Source organism: Telluria sp. BA11, from assembly GCF_056680305.1.
Genome location: NZ_CM155275.1, coordinates 923,136 through 945,260, shown reverse-complemented (window position 1 = coordinate 945,260; position 22,125 = coordinate 923,136). Strand labels below are relative to the sequence as shown.

The window sequence follows — 22,125 nt, the reverse complement described above, 5'->3', positions numbered from 1 at the left end:
AAATGAAAGGGATACCCCATGTTTAACAAAGTTACGAAAACCTTCCAGTACGGTCAACACACTGTCACCCTGGAGACGGGCGAAATCGCGCGCCAGGCAAGCGGCGCCGTCGTGGTGTCGGTCGAAGATACCGTCGTGCTGGCAACCGTGGTCGCACGCAAGGATGCCAAGCCGGGCCAGGATTTCTTCCCGCTGACCGTCGACTACCTCGAGAAAACGTATGCTGCGGGTAAAATCCCGGGCGGTTTCTTCAAGCGCGAAGGCCGTCCTTCCGAAAAAGAAACGCTCACCTCGCGCCTGATCGACCGTCCAATCCGTCCGCTGTTCCCGGAAGGCTACCTGAACGAAGTCCAGGTCATCATCCACGTGCTGTCGGTCAACCCTGAAATCGATCCGGACATCCCTGCGATGATCGGCGCTTCGGCTGCCCTGTGCATCGCCGGCATCCCGTTCAGCGGCCCGATCGGCGCCGCGCGCGTCGGCTACGCGAATGGCCAGTACATCCTGAACCCGACCACCACCGAGCTGAAGACTTCGCAGATGGACCTGGTCGTGGCCGGTACCGAAACCGCCGTCCTGATGGTCGAATCGGAAGCCAAGCAACTGTCCGAAGAAATCATGCTGGGCGCCGTCGTGTTCGGCCATGACCAGATGAAAGTCGTGATCGATGCGATCCACGATCTGGTCGCCGAAGGCGGCAAGCCGGAAGTCGAATGGGCGCCGGCGCCGAAGAACGAAGAGCTGATCGCCCGTATCGGCGAACTGGCCGGCGCGAAAGTGCGCGATGCGTACCAGACCCGCGAAAAATCGGCGCGTCAGCAAAAGCTGAAGTCGCTGTCGTCCGAAGTGATGGCTGACCTGAACGCCGCTGGCGTGACGGCAGATGCTGGCGACGTCGGCAACATCCTGTTCGACATGGAAGCCAAGGTTGTGCGTTCGCAGATCCTCGAAGGCGAGCCACGCATCGACGGTCGCGACACCCGCACCGTGCGTCCGATCTCGATCCGTTCGAGCGTCCTGCCACGCACCCACGGTTCGGCCCTGTTCACCCGCGGTGAAACCCAGGCGCTGGTCGTTGCCACGCTCGGCACCGCCCGCGACAGCCAGAAGATCGACGCGCTGATGGGCGAGTACACCGATTCGTTCATGATGCACTACAACATGCCTCCGTTCGCCACCGGCGAAACCGGTCGCGTCGGTACGCCGAAGCGCCGCGAAGTCGGCCACGGCCGTCTGGCCAAGCGCGCGCTGATCGCTGCGCTGCCGGATCCGGAAGACTTCAGCTACTCGGTGCGCCTGGTCTCGGAAATCACCGAGTCGAACGGTTCGTCGTCGATGGCTTCGGTCTGCGGCGGCTGCCTGGCACTGATGGACGCCGGCGTGCCGATGAAATCGCACGTGGCCGGTATCGCCATGGGCCTGATCAAGGAAGGCGGCAAGTTCGCCGTGCTGTCGGACATCCTGGGCGATGAAGATCACCTGGGCGACATGGACTTCAAGGTGGCCGGTACCGCAGCAGGCATCACCGCGCTGCAGATGGACATCAAGATCCAGGGCATCACCAAGGAAATCATGCAGGTGGCACTGGCGCAAGCCAAAGAAGGCCGTCACCACATCCTGGGCGAAATGCAGAAGGCCATGCCAACCGTGAAGACCGAACTGTCGGACTTCGCGCCACGCCTGATCACCATCCGCATCAACCCAGAGAAGATCCGTGACGTCATCGGCAAGGGCGGCGCCGTCATCCGCGCGCTGACCGAAGAGACCGGCACCCAGATCGACATCAGCGACGAAGGCGTGGTCACGATCGCATCGGTCGACGCTGCTGCAGGCCAGGAAGCCAAGCGCCGCATCGAAGAGCTGACCGCGTCGGTCGAAGTGGGCAAGACCTACGACGGCACCGTGCTGAAACTGCTGGACTTCGGCGCGATCGTGCAAGTCATGCCAGGCAAGGATGGCCTGCTGCACATCTCGCAGATCGCCAACGAGCGTGTCAACGCTGTTGCCGATTACCTGAAAGAAGGCCAGCAAGTGCGCGTCAAGGTCCTCGAGACCGACGAGCGCGGTCGTCTGAAGCTGTCGATGAAGGCTGCCGATCCGGTCGAAGGCGCAGCGGTCTAATCACCCTGCAATGTGAAAAAACCGCCAGTGCGTGAGCCTGGCGGTTTTTTTACACCGGTGTGCGGGAGAAAATCGGACGGCGTTGCCAGCTTGACGCGCCGGATCGATGCGTTATGCAAGGTGATTCGACGCCGGCAATCCAATACGCTACATTCGTGGATCACCACGATCAAGGCGCGCCATGCTGACACTCTTCCAGTTCAAGCCATCCCTGAAAAAGTTCGCTCAGGCGCTGATGGCACATGCGCAGCACAGCAGCTTTGCCCATCCGATGCACTTTGACGCGGACCGGGCCCGCATCCTCACCGGTGCAAACGGCGACCAGATCGTCAATCTCACCAACCTGCATAAACAATATTGTGATGCTGCGCGCGCCGATCGCCCGCGCTTTCTCGAGATGTGCATGGCCATCTTGCGCGACACTTCGCTTCCGCAGCGCTTCGAGGATGTCAGGGCCAACCTGCTGCCGGCCGTTCGGGCGCGCTCGTACGCCGAGTCGCTACGTCTGTCGGCTCGTTTTGCGGGAACGGCATTGCCGGGTACGTCCGCGGCGCCACTTGGCGACGATGTCGTGACCGTGATTGCCGTCGATGACGCCGATTCGATGAGCATCGTGACTGCAACGCAGCTCGAAGCATGGGGGGTGTCGTTTGCAGTGGCATTGGATGTGGCGCTCGACAATCTGCGTGCCATGCCGGGTGGCGGATTCGTACGCCAACCCGATGGCGTGATGGTCGGCGACTGGAACGATGCCTACGACTCGTCGCGCCTTCTGCTGTCGGACGTGATCCACCGCGCCGGCATCAGCGACCCGGTCGCGATGATTCCCACGCGCGACAGCATCTTGCTGGCCCCGGCTGGAGATCGCCGTGCGTTACTGGCCATGCTTGCCCTGGCCCACACTGCCAGTGAAGAGCAGGGCCGCACGGTATCGGCGGCGATGTACCATTTTCGGAACGGCAGCGCACAAATCTATATGCCTGAAGACGAGGAAGTTGCACGCGGCCTGGCCCAGTTGCGCCAACGCTATCTGGCCGAAGACTATGCGGACCAGAAAACACTTCTCGACGATCTGCATGAAAAGCACGACCTCGACTTGTTCGTCGCGAGCTTCATGCTGGCACAAGACAACCATGCGCGCCAGGAATTCAGCCTCTGTACCTGGTCAGAGGGTGTCGATGCGCTGCTTCCCAAAGCAGACAGGATCGCCCTGGTACGCTTCAATGAGCAGGGGGAGGCGCAGCGTGCCGGCACCTATGACTGGGATACGGTGAGCGCGGTCGCGGGGCACCTGATGACACCGCAGCCCGACACCTACCCGATCCGCTACCGCGTCACGCAGTTTCCCGACCTGGCCCTGCTAAAAGTGCATTGACGGTACGCGCGTCGATCCGCTCGCCGCCGTTGATGTTGCGTCCCGTAAGGATTCCATCAAGATAGTGTAGTTATGTCTGTTTCCGCACGGATTACTTCCTGACACGACCGTATGCTGCGTACGTGAACTGGGTAAATACAGTTCGCAGGTTTGCAGACATCGGCGATCACCGCTGCCGATGCCAGCACGAATCAACGTACCACCGGACGCGTTTTCGTGGTCGGACGCGCCGGGAACAGGCATTGCAGAATCATGACGGACCATACACAGACGCTTGACGAGGGAACGCCACGCGGCATTCCTGGCAACACGAAGAAAAAGCGTAGAGGCCCGCCCTTGTCGGTGGCAGCGTGGAAGCAGTTCGTCAGCGTCGCCAAGCCGTACTGGCTGGGTGATGAGCGCAAGCGGGCCTGGCTGCTGCTGGCGCTGTTGATCGTGCTGATGCTGGTGGAAACCAAGCTCGCCGTGATGCTCAATGACCAGGCCGGTGAGCTGACGTCGGCGCTGGCCGGCAAGGACCGCAACCGCTTCTGGGGCGCGGTCCAGGCCTGCTTGATCGTGCTGGCGTTCGCCGTGCCGATCTATGCGTTCTATTACTATATGCGCGACCTGTTCGCGAACAAGTGGCGCCGCTGGCTGACGCGGCGCTTTCTCGATGGCTACGTGGGCGGCCGCAAATACTATGAGCTGGGCTCGAACCAGGAGATTGACAACCCCGACCAGCGCATCTGCGAGGATGTGAACACGTTCACCGGCCGCTCGGTCCACTTCATGCTGATCTTCCTGGGGTCGCTGATGCAGCTGGTGGCGTTCAGCGCCGTGCTGTGGTCGATCTCTCATGTACTGGTGGCCGTACTGGTGGGGTATGCGCTGCTGGGCACGATCATCGCGCTGGTGGTCTTCGGCAATCCGCTGATCCACCTGAACTTCTGGCAGTTGCGGCGCGAAGCCGATTTCCGTTTCAGCCTGATCCGGCTGCGCGAGAATGCCGAGTCGATTGCCTTCTATGGCGGCGAAGCGCAGGAGCGCGCGCACATCGACAGCAAGTTCAACAAGGTCATCCATAATTTTTCGCGCCTGATCAAGAAGCAGCGCGCACTGAACCTGTTTCAGCGTACCTTCAGCCAGCTCACACTCGTGCTGCCGTTCGTGATCCTGGCCGATGCCGTCCTGTCGGGCGAGCTCGAAGTGGGTCGTGCGGTGCAGGCGGCCGGCGCGTTCACGGCGGTGCTGGCGGCGGTGGGCGTCATCGTCGACAACTTCGAGAGCCTGAGCCGTTTCGTCGCCGGCATCGGCCGCCTGCAGACTCTGTCCATGCACGTGATGCCCGAGCCGCCGGCCGGCAATCCGTGCGACACGCAGGCCCGCATCACGCGCACCCCTGGCGACCATCTGGCACTCGAGTCGCTGACCTTGTGCCCGCCGCAGTCCGACCGCGTGCTGATCAAGGATCTGACGCTGTCCCTGAAGCCGGGCGACGCGTTGCTGATCAACGGCGACAGCGGCTGCGGCAAGAGCTCGCTGCTGCGCGCCATTGCCGGGCTCTGGCACAAGGGCAGCGGGGTGATTCATCATCCGCCGCGCGAGGATTTCTTCTTCCTGCCGCAGCAACCGTATCTGCAGCCGGGCACCCTGCGTAGCCAGCTCATCTATCCAAGCACCCGCACGTCGCTGAGCGACGCGCAGCTGACCGACATCCTCGAGCAGGTGCACCTGCCATACCTGGCCGGGCGCGTCGGGGGGCTGGACGCCGTCCTCGACTGGGAAAAGCTGCTGTCCATCGGCGAGCAGCAGCGCCTGGCATTCGGCCGCGTGCTGGTGCACGAGCCAGCCATCGTGATCCTGGACGAAGCCACCAGCGCGCTCGACAGTGCCAACGAATCGTCGCTGTACAAGCGCCTGCGCGACAAGGGCACGACGCTGGTGAGCGTCGCGCACCGCGCCGGCGTGCTGCGCCACCATACCCATGTGCTGTGGCTGACGGGCGACGGCGGCTGGGAAGTGCATGCCGCGGCCGATTATCAGTTCGATGTGCCGGTGCCTGCACGCAGCAGCGCCCAGGAAGTGCAGCCTGTACCGCAATCAGCGCAGCCTGTACCGCAGTCGCGTGCGAGCGTGCTGGTCGGTTAAGCGGAGCCTGTCTGCAACGCGTATGGCGCGGCCTGACGATAATCCTTGACCCTCAAGCCGCTACAGGGTATTTAATGGCATCTGGCGCGCGATCATCCGGTCGCGCGCCATTCGACAACAACCGATCCGATGCGCCGTCTTTTCCTTATCCTGCTGCTGTTTGCCATGCCTTTCCAGGCTGCCTGGGCGGCGGGCGCTGCCTATTGCACGCACAGTGAAAAGACCATGCACCCGGGCCACCATACCCACAAGCATTCGTCCTCGACCGCGAGCGCGTCATCGGCTGCCAGCCAGGACGACGCCAGCCCGGTCGACCCCTGCAACGACTGCGACGCCTGCCACCATCTGTCGGCCAGTGCGGTCCTGTCGTCGCAACCCAATCTGCCCCTGCCCAAGGGGGCGCCGCACCTGCGCGGCGAAACACGGCGCTACGTCTCGCACGTGCCCGACCTGATCCCACCGCCCGACCGCCTGCTGCGCATCTAGCGCGGCGAACATCCATCGCCGGCCCGCCACGCGCGGCCGCCCGATTGCCTTCGCCGGACATTCACCCGTTCGGAGCACCATCATGAAACACCGTTTGACACCGCCGCTGGCGGCGTTCGCCATGGCGTGCGCGCTGGCCTCCATTGGCCTGCCACTTGCCGCCCAGGCCGCGCCCATGGCTGCCGCCGTGGCCGTACCCATGCAGCCCTTGACGCTCGACGCCGCCGTCGCGCTGGCCCTGCGTTTGAACCCGACGCTGCGCGCGGCCGGCCAGGAAGTCGCCGCGCAACAGGGCGCACTGACCCAGGCCGGGGCGCGCCCCAACCCCGAACTCGAGCTGCTGCGTGAGGGAACGCGGGGAGACAGCCGCACGACCACGGCGTTGTTGACCATTCCAGTGGAACTGGGCGGCAAGCGCGCCGCGCGCATCGATGCGGCGCGCCAGGAAGGCCAGCTGGCGGCGCTGGCGCTGAACGCCGAGCAGGCACGCGTGCGCGCCGATGTGATTGCCGCGTTCCACGACGTCGTGTCTGCGCTGGCGCGCGAACGCATGGCGCAGGAACTGGTGCATCTCGCTGGCCGCGCGCTGGATGCCGCCGGCAAGCGGGTCGATGCCGGCACCTTGTCACCGGTCGAGCAGACCCGCGCCCGTGTGGCGCAGGGTAGCGCGCGCATCGAGGCGCTGCAGGCGGCGCGCGCGCTGGAGGCCGCGCGGATCCAGCTCGCGGCGCTGTGGGCAGGCGATGCACGCGGACTCGTGGTCGTCGAACCGGATACCGTCACGCTGCCCACGTTGCCGCCGCTCGACCGGTTGCTGGCACAACTGGACGCCGCACCCGGCATGCGCCAGGCCAAGGTGAACATCGAGCACAGGCAGGCGCTGGCCCGGCTCGAACAGGCGCGCCGCACGCCGGACGTCAGCGTGATCGTCGGCGCCCAGCGCGAAGGGCCGGATGCCCGTAACCGCACCGTGCTGGGCCTGTCGGTGCCGCTGCCACTGTTCAATCGCAACGACGGCGCCGTCCTCGATGCGCTGCGCCGCGTCGACAAGGCGCAGGACGAACAGGATGCGCAAGCTGCGCGCCTGCGCGCTGAACTGGGTCAGGCGCATGCACGCCTTGCTACAGCGCTGGCCGAATGCGCGCTGATCGCGACCGACATCCTGCCGGGCGCGCAGGACGCGCAGCGCGCCGCCAGCCGCGGCTTCGAGCTTGGCAAGTTCGGCCTGATCGACGTGCTCGACGCCCAGCGCGTGCTGGCGCAATCCACCTACCAATACCTCAATGCCGTCGCCGAAAGCCATCGCGCGCAGGCCGATATCGCACGCCTGCTGGGGCAGGCAGCCGTGCAGGAGAACCCATGAACAAGCAGCAAACCCGCATCATCGTCATCATGCTGGCCGTCGCGCTGGCGCTGGCCGCCTTTGTCATGCTGCGCGAGCGCGCGCAGCCGGCAGGGGACGAGCATGCCGAACACGCTGAGGAAAAAGAAGAAGCGCACGCCGACGATGGCGTCATCCACTTCACGCCCAACCAGATCACTGTGGCCGGTATCACGGTTGCCACGGCCGGCCCGAAGCACCTGGACACCTTCATCCGCATGCCGGGCCAGATCGCGCTGAACGAAGACCGCACCGCCCACGTCACGCCGCGCGCAGCCGGTTCGGTGCGTGATGTCAGCGCCGACCTGGGCCAGCAGGTACACAAGGACCAGATCCTTGCCAGCATCGCCAGCGCCGATATCGCCAGCCAGCGGGGCGCGCTGACGGCCGCGCAAAAGCGCGTCGACTATGCGCGCAGGATTGTTGCGACCGAGCGCACGCTGTGGGAAGAAAAGATCACGGCCCGCCAGGATCTGCTGAAAGCCGAGCAGGAACTGATCGAGGCCGAAGTTGCGCGCGACACCGTGCGCCAGCAATTGCAGGCGCTGGGCGCGGGCGGTGGCGGCGCTTCGAACCTGCTCGCCATCCGCGCCCCGTTCGACGGCATCATCGTCGAAAAGCACATCACGCTGGGCGAAGTGGTGGGCGCCGATACGCGTGTGTTCACGCTGACCGACCTGTCGACCGTGTGGGCCGATGTGGTGGTGCCGGCGCGCGACCTGGACATCGTGCGCGTCGGAACGACCGCCGTGATCCGCTCGATCGCATCAAGCACGACGGCGCCCGGCAAGGTGAGTTTTGTCAGTTCACTGGTAGGCGAGGCGTCGCGCTCGGCCAAGGCACGCGTGGTGCTGGCCAATCCGGGCGCCGCGTGGCGGCCAGGCCTGGCCGTGAACGTCGACATCGTGACCGGTTCGAGCGACGTGCCGGTGGCGGTCGCGCGCGAAGCAATCCAGACGCTCGATGCACGCCAGGTGGTCTACAAGCGCGTCAAGGAAGGCTTCATCGCGCAGCCTGTCAGCACGGGACGCTCGGACGGACGCTTCACCGAAATCACGGCAGGCCTGAGCGCGGGCGACACCTACGCCGCCAGCGGCAGCTTCACGATCAAGGCCGAGCAGGGCAAGGGTGAGGCCAGCCATGAACACTGACCTGCAAGCCACCACGTGGTTTGACCGTCTCATTGCGCTCAGTATCGAACGGCGCTGGCTCGTACTGCTGGCCGTGCTGGCGATGGCCGCCATCGGCATCTACAACTATGGCCGCCTGCCGATCGACGCCGTGCCCGACGTGACCAACGTCCAGGTGCAGATCAACACGGCGGCTCCGGGCTACTCGCCGCTCGAGGTCGAGCAGCGCATCACGTATCCGGTCGAGGCGGTGCTGGCCGGCCTGCCGCACCTGGAAACCTACCGCTCGCTGTCGCGTTACGGCCTGTCGCAGGTGACGGTGGTGTTTGACGAAGGCACCGACATCCACTTTGCGCGCCAGCTCGTGAGCCAGCGCCTGCAGGACGCGCGCGAGAACCTGCCGGCCGGCGTGGTACCGGCGTTGGGCCCGATCGCCACGGGCCTGAGTGAAATCTACCAGTGGACGGTCGAAAGCGAGCCGGGGGCGAAGAAGCCCGATGGCACGCCCTACACACCGACCGACCTGCGCGAGATCCAGGACTGGATCATCAAGCCGCAGCTGCGCACGGTGCCGGGCGTCACCGACATCAATTCCATTGGCGGCTTCGACAAGGAATACCTGGTGGCCCCGAACACGGCCACGCTGTCGTCGTACGGGCTGGAACTGATCGACATCGTGCACGCGCTCGAGCGCAACAACAGCAATGTCGGCGCCGGCTACATCGAGCGCGAGGGCGAGCAGTACCTGGTGCGCGCACCGGGCCAGGCCGCGTCGATGGACGACATCGGCAATATCGTCGTCACCAGCGTCAACGGGATTCCCGTGCGCGTGCGCGACGTCGCCGAAGTGGGCATCGGGCGCGAGTTGCGTACCGGTGCGGCCACCGAGAACGGCGTCGAGGTGGTACTGGGCACCGTCGTCATGCTGATCGGCGAGAACAGCCGCAAGGTGGCGCAGGCGGTCGACGCGCGCATGCTCGAGATCAACCGTAGCCTGCCCAAGGGCGTCAAGGCGGTCACCGTCTACGACCGCACGGTGCTGGTCGAAAAGGCGATTGCCACCGTGCGCAAGAACCTGGTCGAGGGCGCGATTCTCGTCATCGCGGTGCTGTTTTTCTTCCTCGGTAACCTGCGCGCGGCGCTGCTCACCGCGCTGGTGATTCCGCTGGCGATGCTGTTTACATTCTCGGGCATGGTGGCCGGTGGTGTCAGCGCCAACCTGCTCAGCCTGGGCGCGCTCGATTTCGGCATCATCGTCGACGGCGCCGTCGTCATCGTCGAAAACTGCGTGCGCCGGCTGGCGGGCGCCCAGCACCGGCTCGGGCGCCTCTTGAGCCGCGAAGAGCGCTTTGCCGAAGTCTTCGCCGCGGCGCGCGAAGCCAGGCGGCCCCTGATCTATGGCCAGTTGATCATCATGATCGTCTACCTGCCGATCTTTGCGCTCACCGGCATCGAGGGCAAGATGTTCCATCCGATGGCGTTCACGGTGGTGTTCGCGCTGCTGGGCGCGATGATCCTGTCGGTGACGTTCGTGCCGGCCGCGGTGGCGCTGTTCATCGGCCGCAAGGTCGACGAAAAGGACAGCCGCGTCATGCTGGCCGCGCGCCGCTGGTACGCGCCGGCGCTCGACTATGCGCTGGCCAACCGCGCCGTGGTGCTGGTGTTCGCCGGTCTGGTGATCGCTCTGGCGGTGCTGATGGCCACGCGCCTGGGTACCGAATTTGCGCCGAATCTCGATGAGGGCGACATGGCCGTGCTGACGGTCCGTGTGCCGGGCACGAGCCTGACCCAGTCGGTCAGGATGCAGCAGCAGATCGAGACGACGCTGATGCGCGAGGTGCCCGAGATCGCGCGCGTGTTCGCCCGCATCGGCACGGCCGAAATCGCGTCCGACCCGATGCCGCCGAGCGTTGCCGACAGCTTCATCATCTTCAAGCCCGAATCCGCGTGGCCCAAGCCGAGGCGTTCGCGCGCCGCCGTGCAAGAGGCGATCCGCACGGCGCTCGAACGCCTGCCCGGCAACAGCTACGAATTCAGCCAGCCGATCCAGCTGCGCGTGAACGAGCTGATTTCGGGCGTGCGCAGCGACGTCGCCGTCAAGCTGTTCGGCGACGACCTGGCGGTGCTGGAAGCAACCGCCGGCCAGATCGCGGCCAGTCTGCGCACTGTGCCCGGTGCGAGCGAGGTGCAGGTCGAGGCGACGTCCGGCTTGCCGATCCTGCAGATCCGGGTCGACCGCGAACGCGCCGCGCGCATGGGCCTGAACATCGGCGATGTGCAGGAAATGATCGCGACCGCCACCGCCGGGCGCGTGGCCGGGACCCTGTTCGAAGGTGACCGCCGCTTTGACATCGTCGTGCGCCTGCCGGAAGACCTGCGCGGCGACATCGACGCGCTGCGCCGGCTGCCGGTGGCATTGCCCGGCACGAGGGAGGCAGGACACAGCTTCATCACGCTGGGCGAAATCGCCACCTTCGACGTCGCACCTGGCCCGAACCAGCTCAGTCGCGAAGAAGGCAAGCGCCGCGTGGTCATCACCGCCAACGTGCGCGGGCGCGACATCGGCTCGTTCGTCGCCGCGGCGCAGGCACGCATCGCCGAAGACGTACGGATTGCCCCCGGCTACTGGATGGCCTGGGGCGGCCAGTTCGAGCACCTGACCGCCGCCGCCGAGCGCCTGCGCCTGATCGTGCCGGCCTCGCTGCTGCTGGTATTTGTGCTGCTCTACCTGGTCTTCAACAACCTGCGCGATGGCCTGCTTGTGTTTACCGGGATTCCGTTTGCGCTGGCCGGCGGCGTGGCCGCGCTGTGGGCGCGCGATATCCCGCTGTCGATGTCGGCGGCGGTGGGCTTCATCGCGCTCTCGGGTGTGGCGGTGCTCAATGGCCTGGTGCTGATCGCGTTCATTCGCAGCCTGCGCGAAGAGGGAATGGCGCTACCCGAGGCGGTGCGCGATGGCGCCCTGGCGCGCCTGCGGCCGGTGCTGATGACGGCGCTGGTGGCCTCGCTGGGCTTCGTGCCGATGGCGCTGGCGACCGGCACCGGCGCCGAGGTCCAGCGCCCGCTCGCCACCGTGGTCATCGGCGGGGTGTTGTCGTCGACCGTGCTGACCCTGTTATTGCTGCCCGTGCTGTATGAATGGGCCCATCGCGCAAGAGTGCGCGGGGTGCGCAAAAATATCCTCTAGCCAACAGAACAAGGAGGATTGTCTACATTGAAAATGGTATAGTTGGATTTTTACCAGCACTCTGCCACATCAGCCCGGAATGGGCGGGATATTGTGCGGCGCCACCTATTATTTGAGGACACGACAGATGAGCATGAACGATTATGCGGACCGTATCAGCCAGGCGATTCTTGCAGAAGAATCAGGGATTGGCGCAGAATGGCTCGCCCAGCTGGAGTCGATCACGGTGCGCAGCAGCGGCGCGGCGCGCGAGCAGTTGCGCGCCCATTGCCAGCAGCTGCTGAAGGCGTTCGCTGTCGCGACCCGCAGCGGTGAACTCGAGAACATCGAGCACCGTTCGTGGGACGAAGTGCGCGACCTGCTCAGCGAAATCTCGGCCACCCGCGCCAAGGCCGGCTCCACCCCGGCCGAAACGGCAACGCTCGTGTTCTCGCTCAAGCAGCCGCTGTTCGCGCGCCTGCGCGACGTGTTCGAGACCGATGCCGATGGCCTGGCCATCGCTTCCTGGACCGTCAACACGCTGATCGACAAGCTGGGCCTGTACACGATCGAAGTGTTCCAGAAAACGAAGGACCAGATCATCGTGCGCCAGCAGCAGGAGCTGCTCGAGCTGTCCACGCCTGTGGTCAAGCTGTGGAACGGCATCCTGGCGCTGCCGCTGATCGGCACCCTCGATTCGGCCCGCACCCAGGTGGTGATGGAAAACATCCTGCAAAAGATCGTCGACACGGGCGCCATCATCGCCATCATCGACATCACCGGCGTGCCGACCGTCGACACGCTCGTCGCGCAGCACCTGATGAAGACCATCGCGGCCGCGCGGCTGATGGGCGCCGACTGCATCATCAGCGGCATCCGGCCACAGATCGCACAAACCATCGTGCACCTGGGCGTGAACCTGGAAGACGTGATCACCAAGGCCACGCTGGCCGACGCCTTCCTGGTCGCGCTCGAACGCACCGGCGCGTCGATCATGATCAAGAACGCAGCCTGAGGCGATTGCTATGGAACGTATCCCGATCCTGCGCATGGGCGACCTGTTGCTGGTGACGATCCAGGTCGACATGCATGACCGCCTGGCGATGCAACTGCAGGACGACCTGACCCAGCGCATCGTCAGCGACAGCGCCAAAGGCGTCCTGATCGACATCTCGGCGCTCGACCTGGTCGACTCCTTCATCGGCCGCATGATCAGTAACACCGCCGCCATGGCGCGCGTGCTCGATGCACGTACCGTGGTGGTGGGCATGCAGCCGGCAGTGGCGATCACGCTCGTCGAACTCGGATTGACCCTGCATGGCGTTCAGACGGCGCTCAATGTCGAGAAGGGCATGGCCCTGCTCGGAAAGAGCTATCGATAATGGTCGACGCGCAAACCCAGACGGTGCTGTTCGAGACACCGCTGCTGGAGCATCGCCGCGCGCAGCGTACCGGCCGCGTGACCTTGCGCCTGCGCTCGGATGAAGATGTGGTGGGCGTGCGCAAGCAGGTGCGTGAACGCGCGGTGGCGATCGGTCTCTCGCTGGTCGACCAGACCAAGCTGGTGACGGCGGCCAGTGAACTCGCACGCAATACCATCAAATACGGCGGCGGCGGCGAGGTGCATCTCGATGCCTTCGACGACGGCGCGCGCCTTGGCATCGGGCTGTTGTTCGTCGACGCCGGCCAGGGCATCCCGAATATCGAAAGCGCACTGCGTGACGGTTTCACCACTGGCGGCGGCCTGGGCCTCGGCCTGGGCGGCTCCAAGCGGCTGGTCGACGAATTCGACATCGACAGCCGTCCGAAGGAGGGCACCGCGGTGCTGATTATCAAATGGAAACGCTGATCAGTTCTCAGTCGTCGCACTTCGTCTTCAACCTCACCCATGCCAGCGATGTCGCGGCCGTGCGCCGCGCCGGCCAGAAGGTCGCCGACTCGCTGGGCTTCAATGAAGTCAAGGCCGGCCAGCTGGCCCTGATCATCACCGAAGCGGCCACCAATATCCTCAAGCACGCCGGCGAAGGCGCCATGCACGTCGGTCCGGCGCAGTCGCCGGCCGGCATTGGTGTGGACGTGCTGGCTCTCGACAAGGGCCCCGGCATCGCCGACATCGATAACTGTCTGCTCGATGGCGTTTCGAGTGCCGGCACCTCTGGCACGGGTCTGGGCGCGCTGCTGCGCCTGTCCGATGAGTTCGACGTGTACACGCGGCGCGGCGAAGGCACGGCATTCTTCATGCGCCTGTGGCGTGACGAGCCGGCCCCGCATCCGAGCGGCGTGGAAGTGGGCGCGCTGTGGGCGCCGATCGCCGGCGAAGACGAATGCGGCGACGGCTGGGCCGTCTCGTGCGGCGACGATGGCGCCACCATCCTGGCGTGCGATGGGCTGGGTCACGGCCCGAACGCAGCGGCGGCCACGAATGCAGCGATCGATGCGCTGGCCGAGCGTGGCCCGGTCGGCGCCGGCGAGATGGTGCACGTGGCGCACGAGGCGCTGCGCGGTACGCGCGGCGCGGCGCTGGCGGCGGCGCGCATCGATTTCTACAAGGACGAACTGAGTTTCGCCGGCGTGGGCAATATTGCTGGCGTCGTGATCGACGACGACCGGCGCGCGCTGGTGTCGCACAACGGCATCGTCGGCGCCAATATGCGCAAGGTGCAGGAGTTTTCGGTGCCGTTCCCGCCCGGGGCGCTGTGCATCCTGTGCTCGGACGGCATCCAGACCCAGTGGGATCTGCACAAGTATCCGGGCCTGCACGGGCGCGCGCCGGCGCTGATCGCCGCGGTGCTGATGCGCGACTTCATTCGCGGCCGTGACGACGCGATGGTCGTTGTCGTGCGCCGGGTAGCAGGCCTCGCATGACATCTCTGCGCATCCTCAGCGTTGGCCTGGACAGCGAGCAGGATGTGGTGCTGGTGCGCCAGCGTGCGCGCCAGATCTCGGCCATGCTGGGATTGTCGCAACAGGACCAGGTGCGCGTTGGCACGGCGGTGTCCGAAGTAGCGCGCGGCGCCAGCTACCAGGGCCCCGGCGGGCGCGCCGTGTTCCAGCTGTGTGAACGCGACGGGCGCCAGCATCTCGAAGTCCTGGTCAGCGCCGGGCGGCCGCGCAATGGCCGCTCGAGCGATCCGACGTTCGGCGAAACAGGTCCCGAGTCGCTGCGCGAACTGGCGATCGTCACCGCCCATCGCCTGATGGACGCGTGCGAAGTCGACCCCGGTGAAACCGGCGCGGCCAACGTCACGGTGCGCAAGGCGCTGCCGGCGCATGAGCGTATCACGCCGGCGCGGCTGGCTGAAATCGGCGCGCGCCTGGCCGACAGCCCGGACGCGAGTCCCCTGCACGAGCTGCAGATGCAGAACCAGGAACTGCTGTCGACACTGGCCGAGCTGCGCGAGCGCCAGGAGGACCTGATGTCGCTCACGCGCGAACTCGAAGACACCAACCGCGGCATCGTGGCGCTGTACGCCGAGATCGAAGACAAGGCCGAGCGCCTGCGCCGCGCCGACGAAATGAAGTCGCGCTTCCTGTCCAACACGAGCCACGAGCTGCGCACGCCGCTGTCGTCGATCCGCGCGCTGGCCCAGTTGCTGCTCAACCGGATGGATGGCGACCTGACCGAAGAGCAGGAGCGCCAGGTGAGCTTCATCGCCACCGCGGCCAGCGACTTGTCCGAGCTGGTGAATGACTTGCTCGATCTGGCCAAGATCGAAGCGGGGCGGGTGCAGGTGCAGGTCGAGCCGGTGGTGGTCGAGAACCTGTTCCGCGCGCTCAAGGGGATGCTGCGCCCGCTGGTGGACGAGGCGCGCGTCGAACTCGTGTTCGAGCCGTCGGGCGTGAACGAGCCCCTGTACTCGGACGAAGGCAAGATTTCGCAGATCCTGCGCAACTTCATTTCGAACGCGCTGAAATTCACCGAGCAGGGCTCGGTGCTGGTGTTTGCCGCGCATGATCCCGAGGCCGACACCATCGCATTTGCCGTGGCCGATACCGGCATCGGCATCAGCCACGACAACCTGCAACTCATTTTTGAAGAATTCAGCCAGATCGAGCATCCGCTGCAACGGCGCAGCAAGGGCACCGGTCTCGGTCTGCCCCTGTGCCGCAAGCTGGCCGAGCTGCTTGGCGGGCGGGTCGACGTGGCCAGCACCGTCGGTGTCGGTTCGACCTTCACGCTGACCCTGCCGCGCAGCCTGGCGCCGACGCCATCAGCATTTGATACCACAGGATCATGAACTCCCATCCGACCCAGATTCTCAACGTTGACGACAACGACGGCGCGCGCTACGCGAAGACCCGCATCCTGCAAAGCGCCGGCTTCGAGGTGCTGGAAGCGGCCAACGGCACCGATGCGCTGGAAATCGTGCGCAACACCTTGCCGGCGCTGGTGCTGCTCGACGTGAAGCTGCCCGACATCAACGGCATCGAAGTGTGCCGCCGCATCAAGGCCGAATCGGACAGCAGCACGGTGCTGGTGCTGCAGACGTCGGCCGCGCTGACGGGCCGCGCCGACAAGATCCGCGGCCTGGAAGGCGGCGCCGACAATTACCTGGCCGCGCCGATCGAGGCCGATGAACTGATCGCCAACGTCAACGCGCTGCTGCGCATGCGCCAGATCCAGGTCGACCTGCGCGACAGCGAAGAACGCTTCCGCCAGCTGACTGACAATATCGACGACGTGTTCTGGATGTTCTCGGTGCCGGCGCGCGAGGTGGTGTATGTCAGCCCGGCGTATGCCACCGTGTGGGGCCGCAGCGCCGAGGCGCTGGGCCAGCAGCCCGACGACTGGCTCGCCGCCGTGCACGAGGACGACCGTGCGCGCATGGCGGCGCGCTGGGAACGCGTGGCGTTCGAAGCCCACTACGATGACGAGTTTCGCATCGCCGGCGCCGACGGCCAGGTGCGCTGGGTACGCGACCGCGTGTTCCCGGTGCGCGATGCGCGCGGCCAGGTGGTGCGGGTGGCGCGCGTGACCAGCGACATCACGGGCCGGCGCGAGATGGAGGCGCTGCTGCGCGCCGCCGACAGCAACAAGAACCAGTTCCTGGCGACGCTGGCGCACGAGCTGCGTAATCCCCTGAGCCCGATCCGCAACGCGGCCGCGCTGCTGGGTGCCATCGGTGAAGGGGCGGCCGAGCGCCAGGCGCATGCACGCGACGTGATCACGCGCCAGGTCGATCATCTGGCGCACCTGGTTGACGACCTGCTGGACGTGGCCCGCATCTCCGAAGGAAAAATCGTGCTGCGCAATGAAGAAGTCGACATCAACGGCGTGATCGCCCAGGCCATCGAGACGGCCGCACCGCTGATCAACGCGCGCGGGCACCACCTGAGCGTCGAGCAGCCGGACCACCAGATCTGGGTCTCGGGCGACCCGGTACGCCTGGCCCAGTCGGTCGGCAACCTGCTGCACAACGCGGCCAAGTTCACGCCCACTGGCGGCGAAATCCACCTGGCCGTACGCGTTACCGACAGTGCGCGCGTGTGCATTTCGGTGCGCGACAACGGCATCGGCATCGCCAGGGACAACCTGCCGCGCATCTTCGGCATGTTCACCCAGGTCGAGGTGCCGCCCGACCGCGCGCCGGAAGGCCTGGGCATCGGCCTGTCGCTGGTGTCGCACCTGCTTGAACTGCATGGCGGGCACCTGTCGGCCACCAGCGAAGGCATCGGCCTTGGCAGCACGTTCACCGTCGACCTGCCGCTGCTGCATGTTGGCGCCGGCGCGGATGATGCTTCAGCGCCGTCATCCGCACCCGAGTCGCAGAGCGGCGGCATGCGCGTGCTGCTGGTGGACGACAATGTCGATGCGATGGAGATGATGGGCTTTTTGCTGGCCGAGATGGGCTACGAGGCGCACACCACGGCCGACGCCAACGAGATCGAAGAGCTGGCCGCGCGCCACGAGCCGCACGTGATCGTGCTCGATATCGGCTTGCCCGGTGTGGATGGTTATCAGGTGGCGCGCCGCATCAAGAGCAATCCGCAACTGGCGCACATCCGGCTGGTGGCGCATACCGGCTACGGGTCGCCGGAAGACCGCCGCCGCGCGCACGAGGCCGGATTCGATGCGCACCTGGTCAAGCCGGCCGAGTTGTCGGATCTGGAAGCGGCGCTCCGGGGCTAACCCGGTTCAGGCTCAGGCCAGCAGCGCCACGGCCTTCACCTGTGCCCACACCGCGCAGCCCGGCGCGATCGCCAGTTCGCGCCGCGAACGCTCGGTGATCCGTGCCAGCAGCGCCGTGTCACCGACCAGCAAGCGCACCAGCACCTGGCCGGGCGTGCCGCTCGGGCCCACGGCATCGACCCGCGCCGGCAGGATGTTCGTGATGCTGCTGCCGCGTGGCCGTTCCAGCGCCAGGCTCACATCGCGTGCGTGAATGCGGCAGCGCACGCGGGTGCCGACGGCGGCGTTACGCTGGCCCACCAGCAGCACGCCGCCGGCAAAGGCCAGGTGCGACAGGCCATCGGCGTCGTGCGCTTGCAGCGTGGTCTCGATCATCACGCCGGCATCGTCCTGAAAATTCGCCGCCAGGTCCAGCCGCGCGAGCGTCGCGGCCAACGGGCCGCTGCCCAGCACGCGGCCTTCTTCCAGTACCACCAGATGATCGGCCAGGCGCGCCACTTCGTCGGCCGCGTGGCTGACATACACGACCGGCAGCGCCAGTTCGTCGTGCAGGCGTTCGAGGTAGGGCAGGATCTCGAGTTTGCGCCGCATGTCGAGCGCAGCGAGCGGCTCGTCCATCAACAGCAGGCGGGGCGAGGCAAGCAGCGTGCGCGCAATGGCCGCGCGCTGGCGCTCGCCGCCGGACAGCGTGGCGGGACTGGCATCGAGCAGGCGTTCAATGCCGAGCAGGTCGGCCACCGCCAGCAGGTCGAAGCGGCGCTCGGCGGGCTTGAGGCGCTTGCGCCCGAACTCGAGATTGGCGCGCACGGAGAGGTGCGGGAACAGGCTCGCTTCCTGGAACACGTAGCCGATACCGCGTTCGTGGGTCGGCACGAACACCTTGCGCGCATCGTCCTGCCACACTTCGTCGCCCAGCGCGACACGGGCGCCGGCCACGCGCTCCAGGCCCGCCAGCACGCGCAGCAGCGTGGTCTTGCCGGAGCCCGAGTGCCCGAACAGCGCGGTCACGCCGCGCCCGGGCAGGGCCAGGTCGACATCGAGCTTGAACGCGCCGCGCTCGATCCGGCATGCCAGCGAGATGGGCGTCATCGCTGCGTCCCCCGCATCGACTGCGGGTACAGCGTGTACAAGGTGAGCAGCACAACAAAGCTGAACACCAGCATGCCGCCGGCGAGCCAGTGGGCCTGCGCATATTCCATCGCTTCGACGTGATCGTAAATCTGGGTGGAGACGACGCGCGTCTTGTCGGGGATGTTCCCGCCGATCATGAGCACCACGCCGAATTCGCCGATCGTGTGTGCAAAGCCCAGGATCGCGCCGGTGACGAAGCCGGGACGCGCCAGCGGCACGACCACCGACCAGAAGGTGTCCCACGGCCCGGCTCGCAGCGTGGCGGCCACTTCGAGCGGGCGTTCACCAATGGCTTCGAACGCATTCTGCAGGGGCTGCACGACGAATGGCAGCGAATAGAAGACCGATGCAATCACGAGGCCCGTGAAGGTGAAGGCGAGGGTACCCAGGCCCAGCGCGCCGGTCAGCTGCCCGAGCGGGCCGTTCGGGCCCATCGCCAGCAACAGGTAGAAGCCGATCACGGTCGGTGGCAGCACGAGAGGCAGGGCGACGAGCGCGCCGACGACGCGTTTGGCGCGCGAGCGGGTGCGCGCAAGCCACCATGCCAGCGGCGTGCCAAACAGCAGCAACAGCAGCGTGACGAGGGTCGCAAGCTTGAGCGTCAGCCAGATCGCGGCGAAGTCGGACGCGTCCAGCATGTGCCTAGACTTCGTAGCCGTAGGCGCGGATCAGCGCCTTGGCCTTGTCGGTGCGCAGATAGTCCAGCAGCGCCTGCGCGGCCGGGTTCCTGGCACCCCTGGTCAGCAGCGCGGCATCCTGGCGGATCGGCGCGTGCATCGTCGCGGGGACGATCCAGCCCGAGCCGGCCGTGAATTTGCCATCGCGCCAGACCTGCGCCTGCGCCACGAAGCCCAGTTCGGCGTTGCCGGTGCTGGCAAACTGGAACGCTTGCGCGATGTTTTCGCCCTGGACCAGGCGTGGTTGCAAATGCGCGGTCAAGCCCAGCTTGTCGATGACGGCGGTTGCCGCCGCGCCGTACGGGGCCGTCTTCGGATTGGCGATGGCCAGGTGTTTGAAGTTGCCGGTCTTGAGCACGGCGCCAGCCGCATCGACGTAGTTGGCCCTGGCCGACCACAGCACGAGGCGGCCTCCCGCGTAGGTGAAGCGGCTTTTGGCGACGGCATGACCTTCGGCTTCCAGCCGCGCCGGCGTTTCATCATCGGCCGACAGCAGCACCTCGAACGGCGCACCGTTGCGGATCTGCGCATAGAATTTGCCGGTGGCGCCACTCGCCAGGATGGCCTTGTGGCCCGTGTCCTTCTGGAATTGCGCGGCCAGCTTTTCCATCGGCCCGGCGAAATTGGCGGCCACCGCCACCTGGACTTCGCCAGCATGCGCCGTTCCCAGGCAGGTCACCACGGCAAGCACACTGGCAAAGAATTTCATGTCATCCCCGAGTCGTAAAAAGCGTTATAGTCGAAAGTATATAACGGATTCTGGAGCGCACATGGATGACAGGCACATCGCTCTCGAGGGCACCGTCTGGATGACGGTCGGTGGCGAGCAGCTAGGCGGCACGAACCGGGTCGGCTTGCTGGCAGCCCTCGCGCAATGCGGTTCGATCACCGCGGCCGCGAAACAGGTCGGCCTGAGCTACAAGGCGGCGTGGGAAGCGATCGACACGATGAACAACCTGGCCGGCGAACCGCTCGTGCAGCGCTCGACCGGCGGCAAGGGCGGCGGCGGCACGCGGCTGACGGCGCGCGGCGCGCAACTGGTCGAGAACTTCACCATGGTCGAGCAACTGCACCATGATTTTCTGGAGCGGCTCAATCGGCAGGCAGAGGGCGTGGCCGACGATGTCGCCTTATTCACGAGGTTCAGGATGCGAACGAGCGCGCGCAATCAGTTCTTTGGCACCGTGACGCGCGTGGTGCCGGGCGCGGTCAATGACGAGATCGAACTTGCCATCGCCGGCGGGCAGAAGATCGTCGCCATCGTCACGCGCGAGAGCGCCGACAACCTGGCGCTGGCGCCGGGCCGGCAAGTGTTTGCATTGATCAAGTCGTCGTCAGTGATCGTCATGACGGCCGGCGAGGGCGTGAGGCTGTCGGCGCGCAATCAGCTCGCCGGTACTGTTGCGCGCCTGACGCGCGGCGCCGTCAATGCCGAGGTGGTGATTGCACTGGGCGGTGGCGGCACGGTCGCCGCGACCGTGACCAACGAGAGTGTCGATACGCTGGGGTTGGCGCAAGGGCTGGCTGCAACCGCCCTGTTCAAGGCGTCGAGCGTGATTCTCGGGGTGCCCGAATAAACGGTGGTAATGTATCTTTTTTCCCCACCACTGAAAGGCGATCATGTTCAAGCGTATGGCGGCAGAGGCACTCGGCATCAGCGATATCGGCATCATTGTCGGCCCGGCCGACTACGGCAATGTCGATGCGGATGACTACCTGTTCACCGAGGACGGCGAACAGATCTTCTTTCTCATCAAAAGCAAGAAAGACGAATACTGCTTTACCAATCTTGGCCTGATCCATGTGGATGGCGACTCGGCCATTTCGTCGAAGCGCGCGATCAAGCGCTACGATTATGCGTCGCACCAGATCAGTGGCGTGACCATCGAAACCGCTGGCACGCTCGATATGGATATCGAGCTCAAATTCAATCTGGACGACACGAAGTTCTCCATCGACGTCAAGAAAGCGTTCATCGAACAGCTCAAGGACATCTATAAAGCCTTGATTTCGATCGGCAAGCGCCAGCAGCGCGATGCGGTTTGCCGCAACAATGCGCTGCGCACGCTGGACGCTACTGCATCGGTGCACAAGCTCAATATCGCACCGGGCGCCGGTGGTCTCGTCAGCCAGTTCGATGAATTGCTGACGGCGTTGAATACTGCGATGCTCGATACCTATACCAAGCGCGATTTCAGCGACGTGTACACCAAGTACATTCACAACTGATCAGGGGGTGGTGGCGGGCCTGGAAGGCTCGCTACAGAACCATGGTGTATCCGACGGCGACGACAGTTCCGCAGGCTCAGGGCTGGGGCAGTCCGGGCCGTGTTGAGGCGTCTGCGACTTTTTCGTACTTTCAGCCTGATATACCAAACTTAGCTTTCACGGAGTATGG

General features: G+C 65.5%; 18 protein-coding genes. 15 read left to right on the top strand and 3 right to left on the bottom strand.

All coding sequences use genetic code 11. The features are described from left to right. Window positions 1-18 precede the first annotated feature (18 nt). From pnp to AC1MGT_RS04055, 13 genes are all read left to right on the top strand, one after another. Window positions 19-2,121, top strand: coding sequence for a polyribonucleotide nucleotidyltransferase (pnp, locus tag AC1MGT_RS04115; RefSeq protein ID WP_332531003.1), 2,103 nt, complete (start codon window positions 19-21; stop codon window positions 2,119-2,121). 181 nt (window positions 2,122-2,302) lie between these two features. Next, the gene (locus tag AC1MGT_RS04110; RefSeq protein ID WP_499503120.1) at window positions 2,303-3,496 is read left to right on the top strand and encodes a DUF1444 domain-containing protein; all 1,194 of its coding nucleotides are present in this window, start codon (window positions 2,303-2,305) and stop codon (window positions 3,494-3,496) included. Window positions 3,497-3,748: 252 nt separating this feature from the next. After that, a complete protein-coding gene (locus AC1MGT_RS04105; RefSeq protein WP_499503119.1) occupies window positions 3,749-5,626 on the top strand; it encodes an ABC transporter ATP-binding protein/permease in 1,878 nt (625 codons plus the stop codon). Between the two features lie 129 nt (window positions 5,627-5,755). Further along, window positions 5,756-6,112: a cation efflux protein, CzcI family gene (locus AC1MGT_RS04100; protein ID WP_499503118.1), complete on the top strand. Its 357-nt coding sequence runs from the start codon at window positions 5,756-5,758 to the stop codon at window positions 6,110-6,112. Window positions 6,113-6,194: 82 nt separating this feature from the next. Beyond that, window positions 6,195-7,475, top strand: coding sequence for a TolC family protein (locus AC1MGT_RS04095; protein WP_499503117.1), 1,281 nt, complete (start codon window positions 6,195-6,197; stop codon window positions 7,473-7,475). Continuing rightward, window positions 7,472-8,644: an efflux RND transporter periplasmic adaptor subunit gene (locus AC1MGT_RS04090; RefSeq protein WP_499503116.1), complete on the top strand. Its 1,173-nt coding sequence runs from the start codon at window positions 7,472-7,474 to the stop codon at window positions 8,642-8,644. Before AC1MGT_RS04095 ends, AC1MGT_RS04090 begins: the two co-directional genes overlap by 4 nt. After that, window positions 8,634-11,810 (top strand): efflux RND transporter permease subunit, encoded by a 3,177-nt coding sequence (locus AC1MGT_RS04085; RefSeq protein ID WP_499503115.1) that lies wholly within the window; start codon window positions 8,634-8,636, stop codon window positions 11,808-11,810. Before AC1MGT_RS04090 ends, AC1MGT_RS04085 begins: the two co-directional genes overlap by 11 nt. A 127-nt stretch (window positions 11,811-11,937) precedes the next feature. Further along, entirely contained in the window at window positions 11,938-12,804 is an 867-nt protein-coding gene (locus AC1MGT_RS04080; protein WP_183555343.1) for an STAS domain-containing protein, read from the top strand. A 10-nt stretch (window positions 12,805-12,814) separates the two neighbouring features. Beyond that, window positions 12,815-13,171 (top strand): STAS domain-containing protein, encoded by a 357-nt coding sequence (locus AC1MGT_RS04075; RefSeq protein ID WP_183555342.1) that lies wholly within the window; start codon window positions 12,815-12,817, stop codon window positions 13,169-13,171. Next, window positions 13,171-13,638 carry an anti-sigma regulatory factor gene (locus AC1MGT_RS04070; protein WP_332531010.1) on the top strand — a complete coding sequence of 156 codons (468 nt, stop codon included), beginning with the start codon at window positions 13,171-13,173 and terminating at the stop codon, window positions 13,636-13,638. The genes AC1MGT_RS04075 and AC1MGT_RS04070 overlap by 1 nt, the downstream gene beginning before the upstream one ends. After that, window positions 13,626-14,654 (top strand): ATP-binding SpoIIE family protein phosphatase, encoded by a 1,029-nt coding sequence (locus tag AC1MGT_RS04065; protein WP_499503114.1) that lies wholly within the window; start codon window positions 13,626-13,628, stop codon window positions 14,652-14,654. The genes AC1MGT_RS04070 and AC1MGT_RS04065 overlap by 13 nt, the downstream gene beginning before the upstream one ends. Beyond that, window positions 14,651-16,027 (top strand): ATP-binding protein, encoded by a 1,377-nt coding sequence (locus tag AC1MGT_RS04060; protein ID WP_499503113.1) that lies wholly within the window; start codon window positions 14,651-14,653, stop codon window positions 16,025-16,027. Before AC1MGT_RS04065 ends, AC1MGT_RS04060 begins: the two co-directional genes overlap by 4 nt. After that, on the top strand, window positions 16,024-17,919 hold the full coding sequence (locus AC1MGT_RS04055) for an ATP-binding response regulator (protein ID WP_499503112.1): 1,896 nt from the start codon (window positions 16,024-16,026) through the stop codon (window positions 17,917-17,919). Before AC1MGT_RS04060 ends, AC1MGT_RS04055 begins: the two co-directional genes overlap by 4 nt. Window positions 17,920-17,931: 12 nt before the next feature. On the opposite strand, the gene modC is transcribed toward AC1MGT_RS04055, so the two are convergent. Genes modC through modA form a run of 3 tightly spaced genes read right to left on the bottom strand, consistent with a single transcriptional unit; the run spans window position 17,932 to window position 20,436 of the window. Next, complete coding sequence (modC, locus tag AC1MGT_RS04050; protein ID WP_499503111.1) at window positions 17,932-19,008, bottom strand: molybdenum ABC transporter ATP-binding protein; 1,077 nt, start codon at window positions 19,006-19,008, stop codon at window positions 17,932-17,934. Further along, window positions 19,005-19,688 (bottom strand): molybdate ABC transporter permease subunit, encoded by a 684-nt coding sequence (modB, locus tag AC1MGT_RS04045; protein WP_258834921.1) that lies wholly within the window; start codon window positions 19,686-19,688, stop codon window positions 19,005-19,007. Before modB ends, modC begins: the two co-directional genes overlap by 4 nt. A gap of 4 nt (window positions 19,689-19,692) precedes the next feature. Next, complete coding sequence (gene modA, locus AC1MGT_RS04040; protein ID WP_499503110.1) at window positions 19,693-20,436, bottom strand: molybdate ABC transporter substrate-binding protein; 744 nt, start codon at window positions 20,434-20,436, stop codon at window positions 19,693-19,695. A 61-nt stretch (window positions 20,437-20,497) separates the two neighbouring features. Here modA and AC1MGT_RS04035 point away from each other — a divergent pair, with 61 nt between their 5' ends. Further along, window positions 20,498-21,304, top strand: coding sequence for a TOBE domain-containing protein (locus AC1MGT_RS04035; RefSeq protein ID WP_499503109.1), 807 nt, complete (start codon window positions 20,498-20,500; stop codon window positions 21,302-21,304). A 43-nt stretch (window positions 21,305-21,347) separates the two neighbouring features. Next, complete coding sequence (locus AC1MGT_RS04030; RefSeq protein ID WP_499503108.1) at window positions 21,348-21,956, top strand: PH domain-containing protein; 609 nt, start codon at window positions 21,348-21,350, stop codon at window positions 21,954-21,956. The last annotated feature ends 169 nt before the right edge of the window (window positions 21,957-22,125 follow it).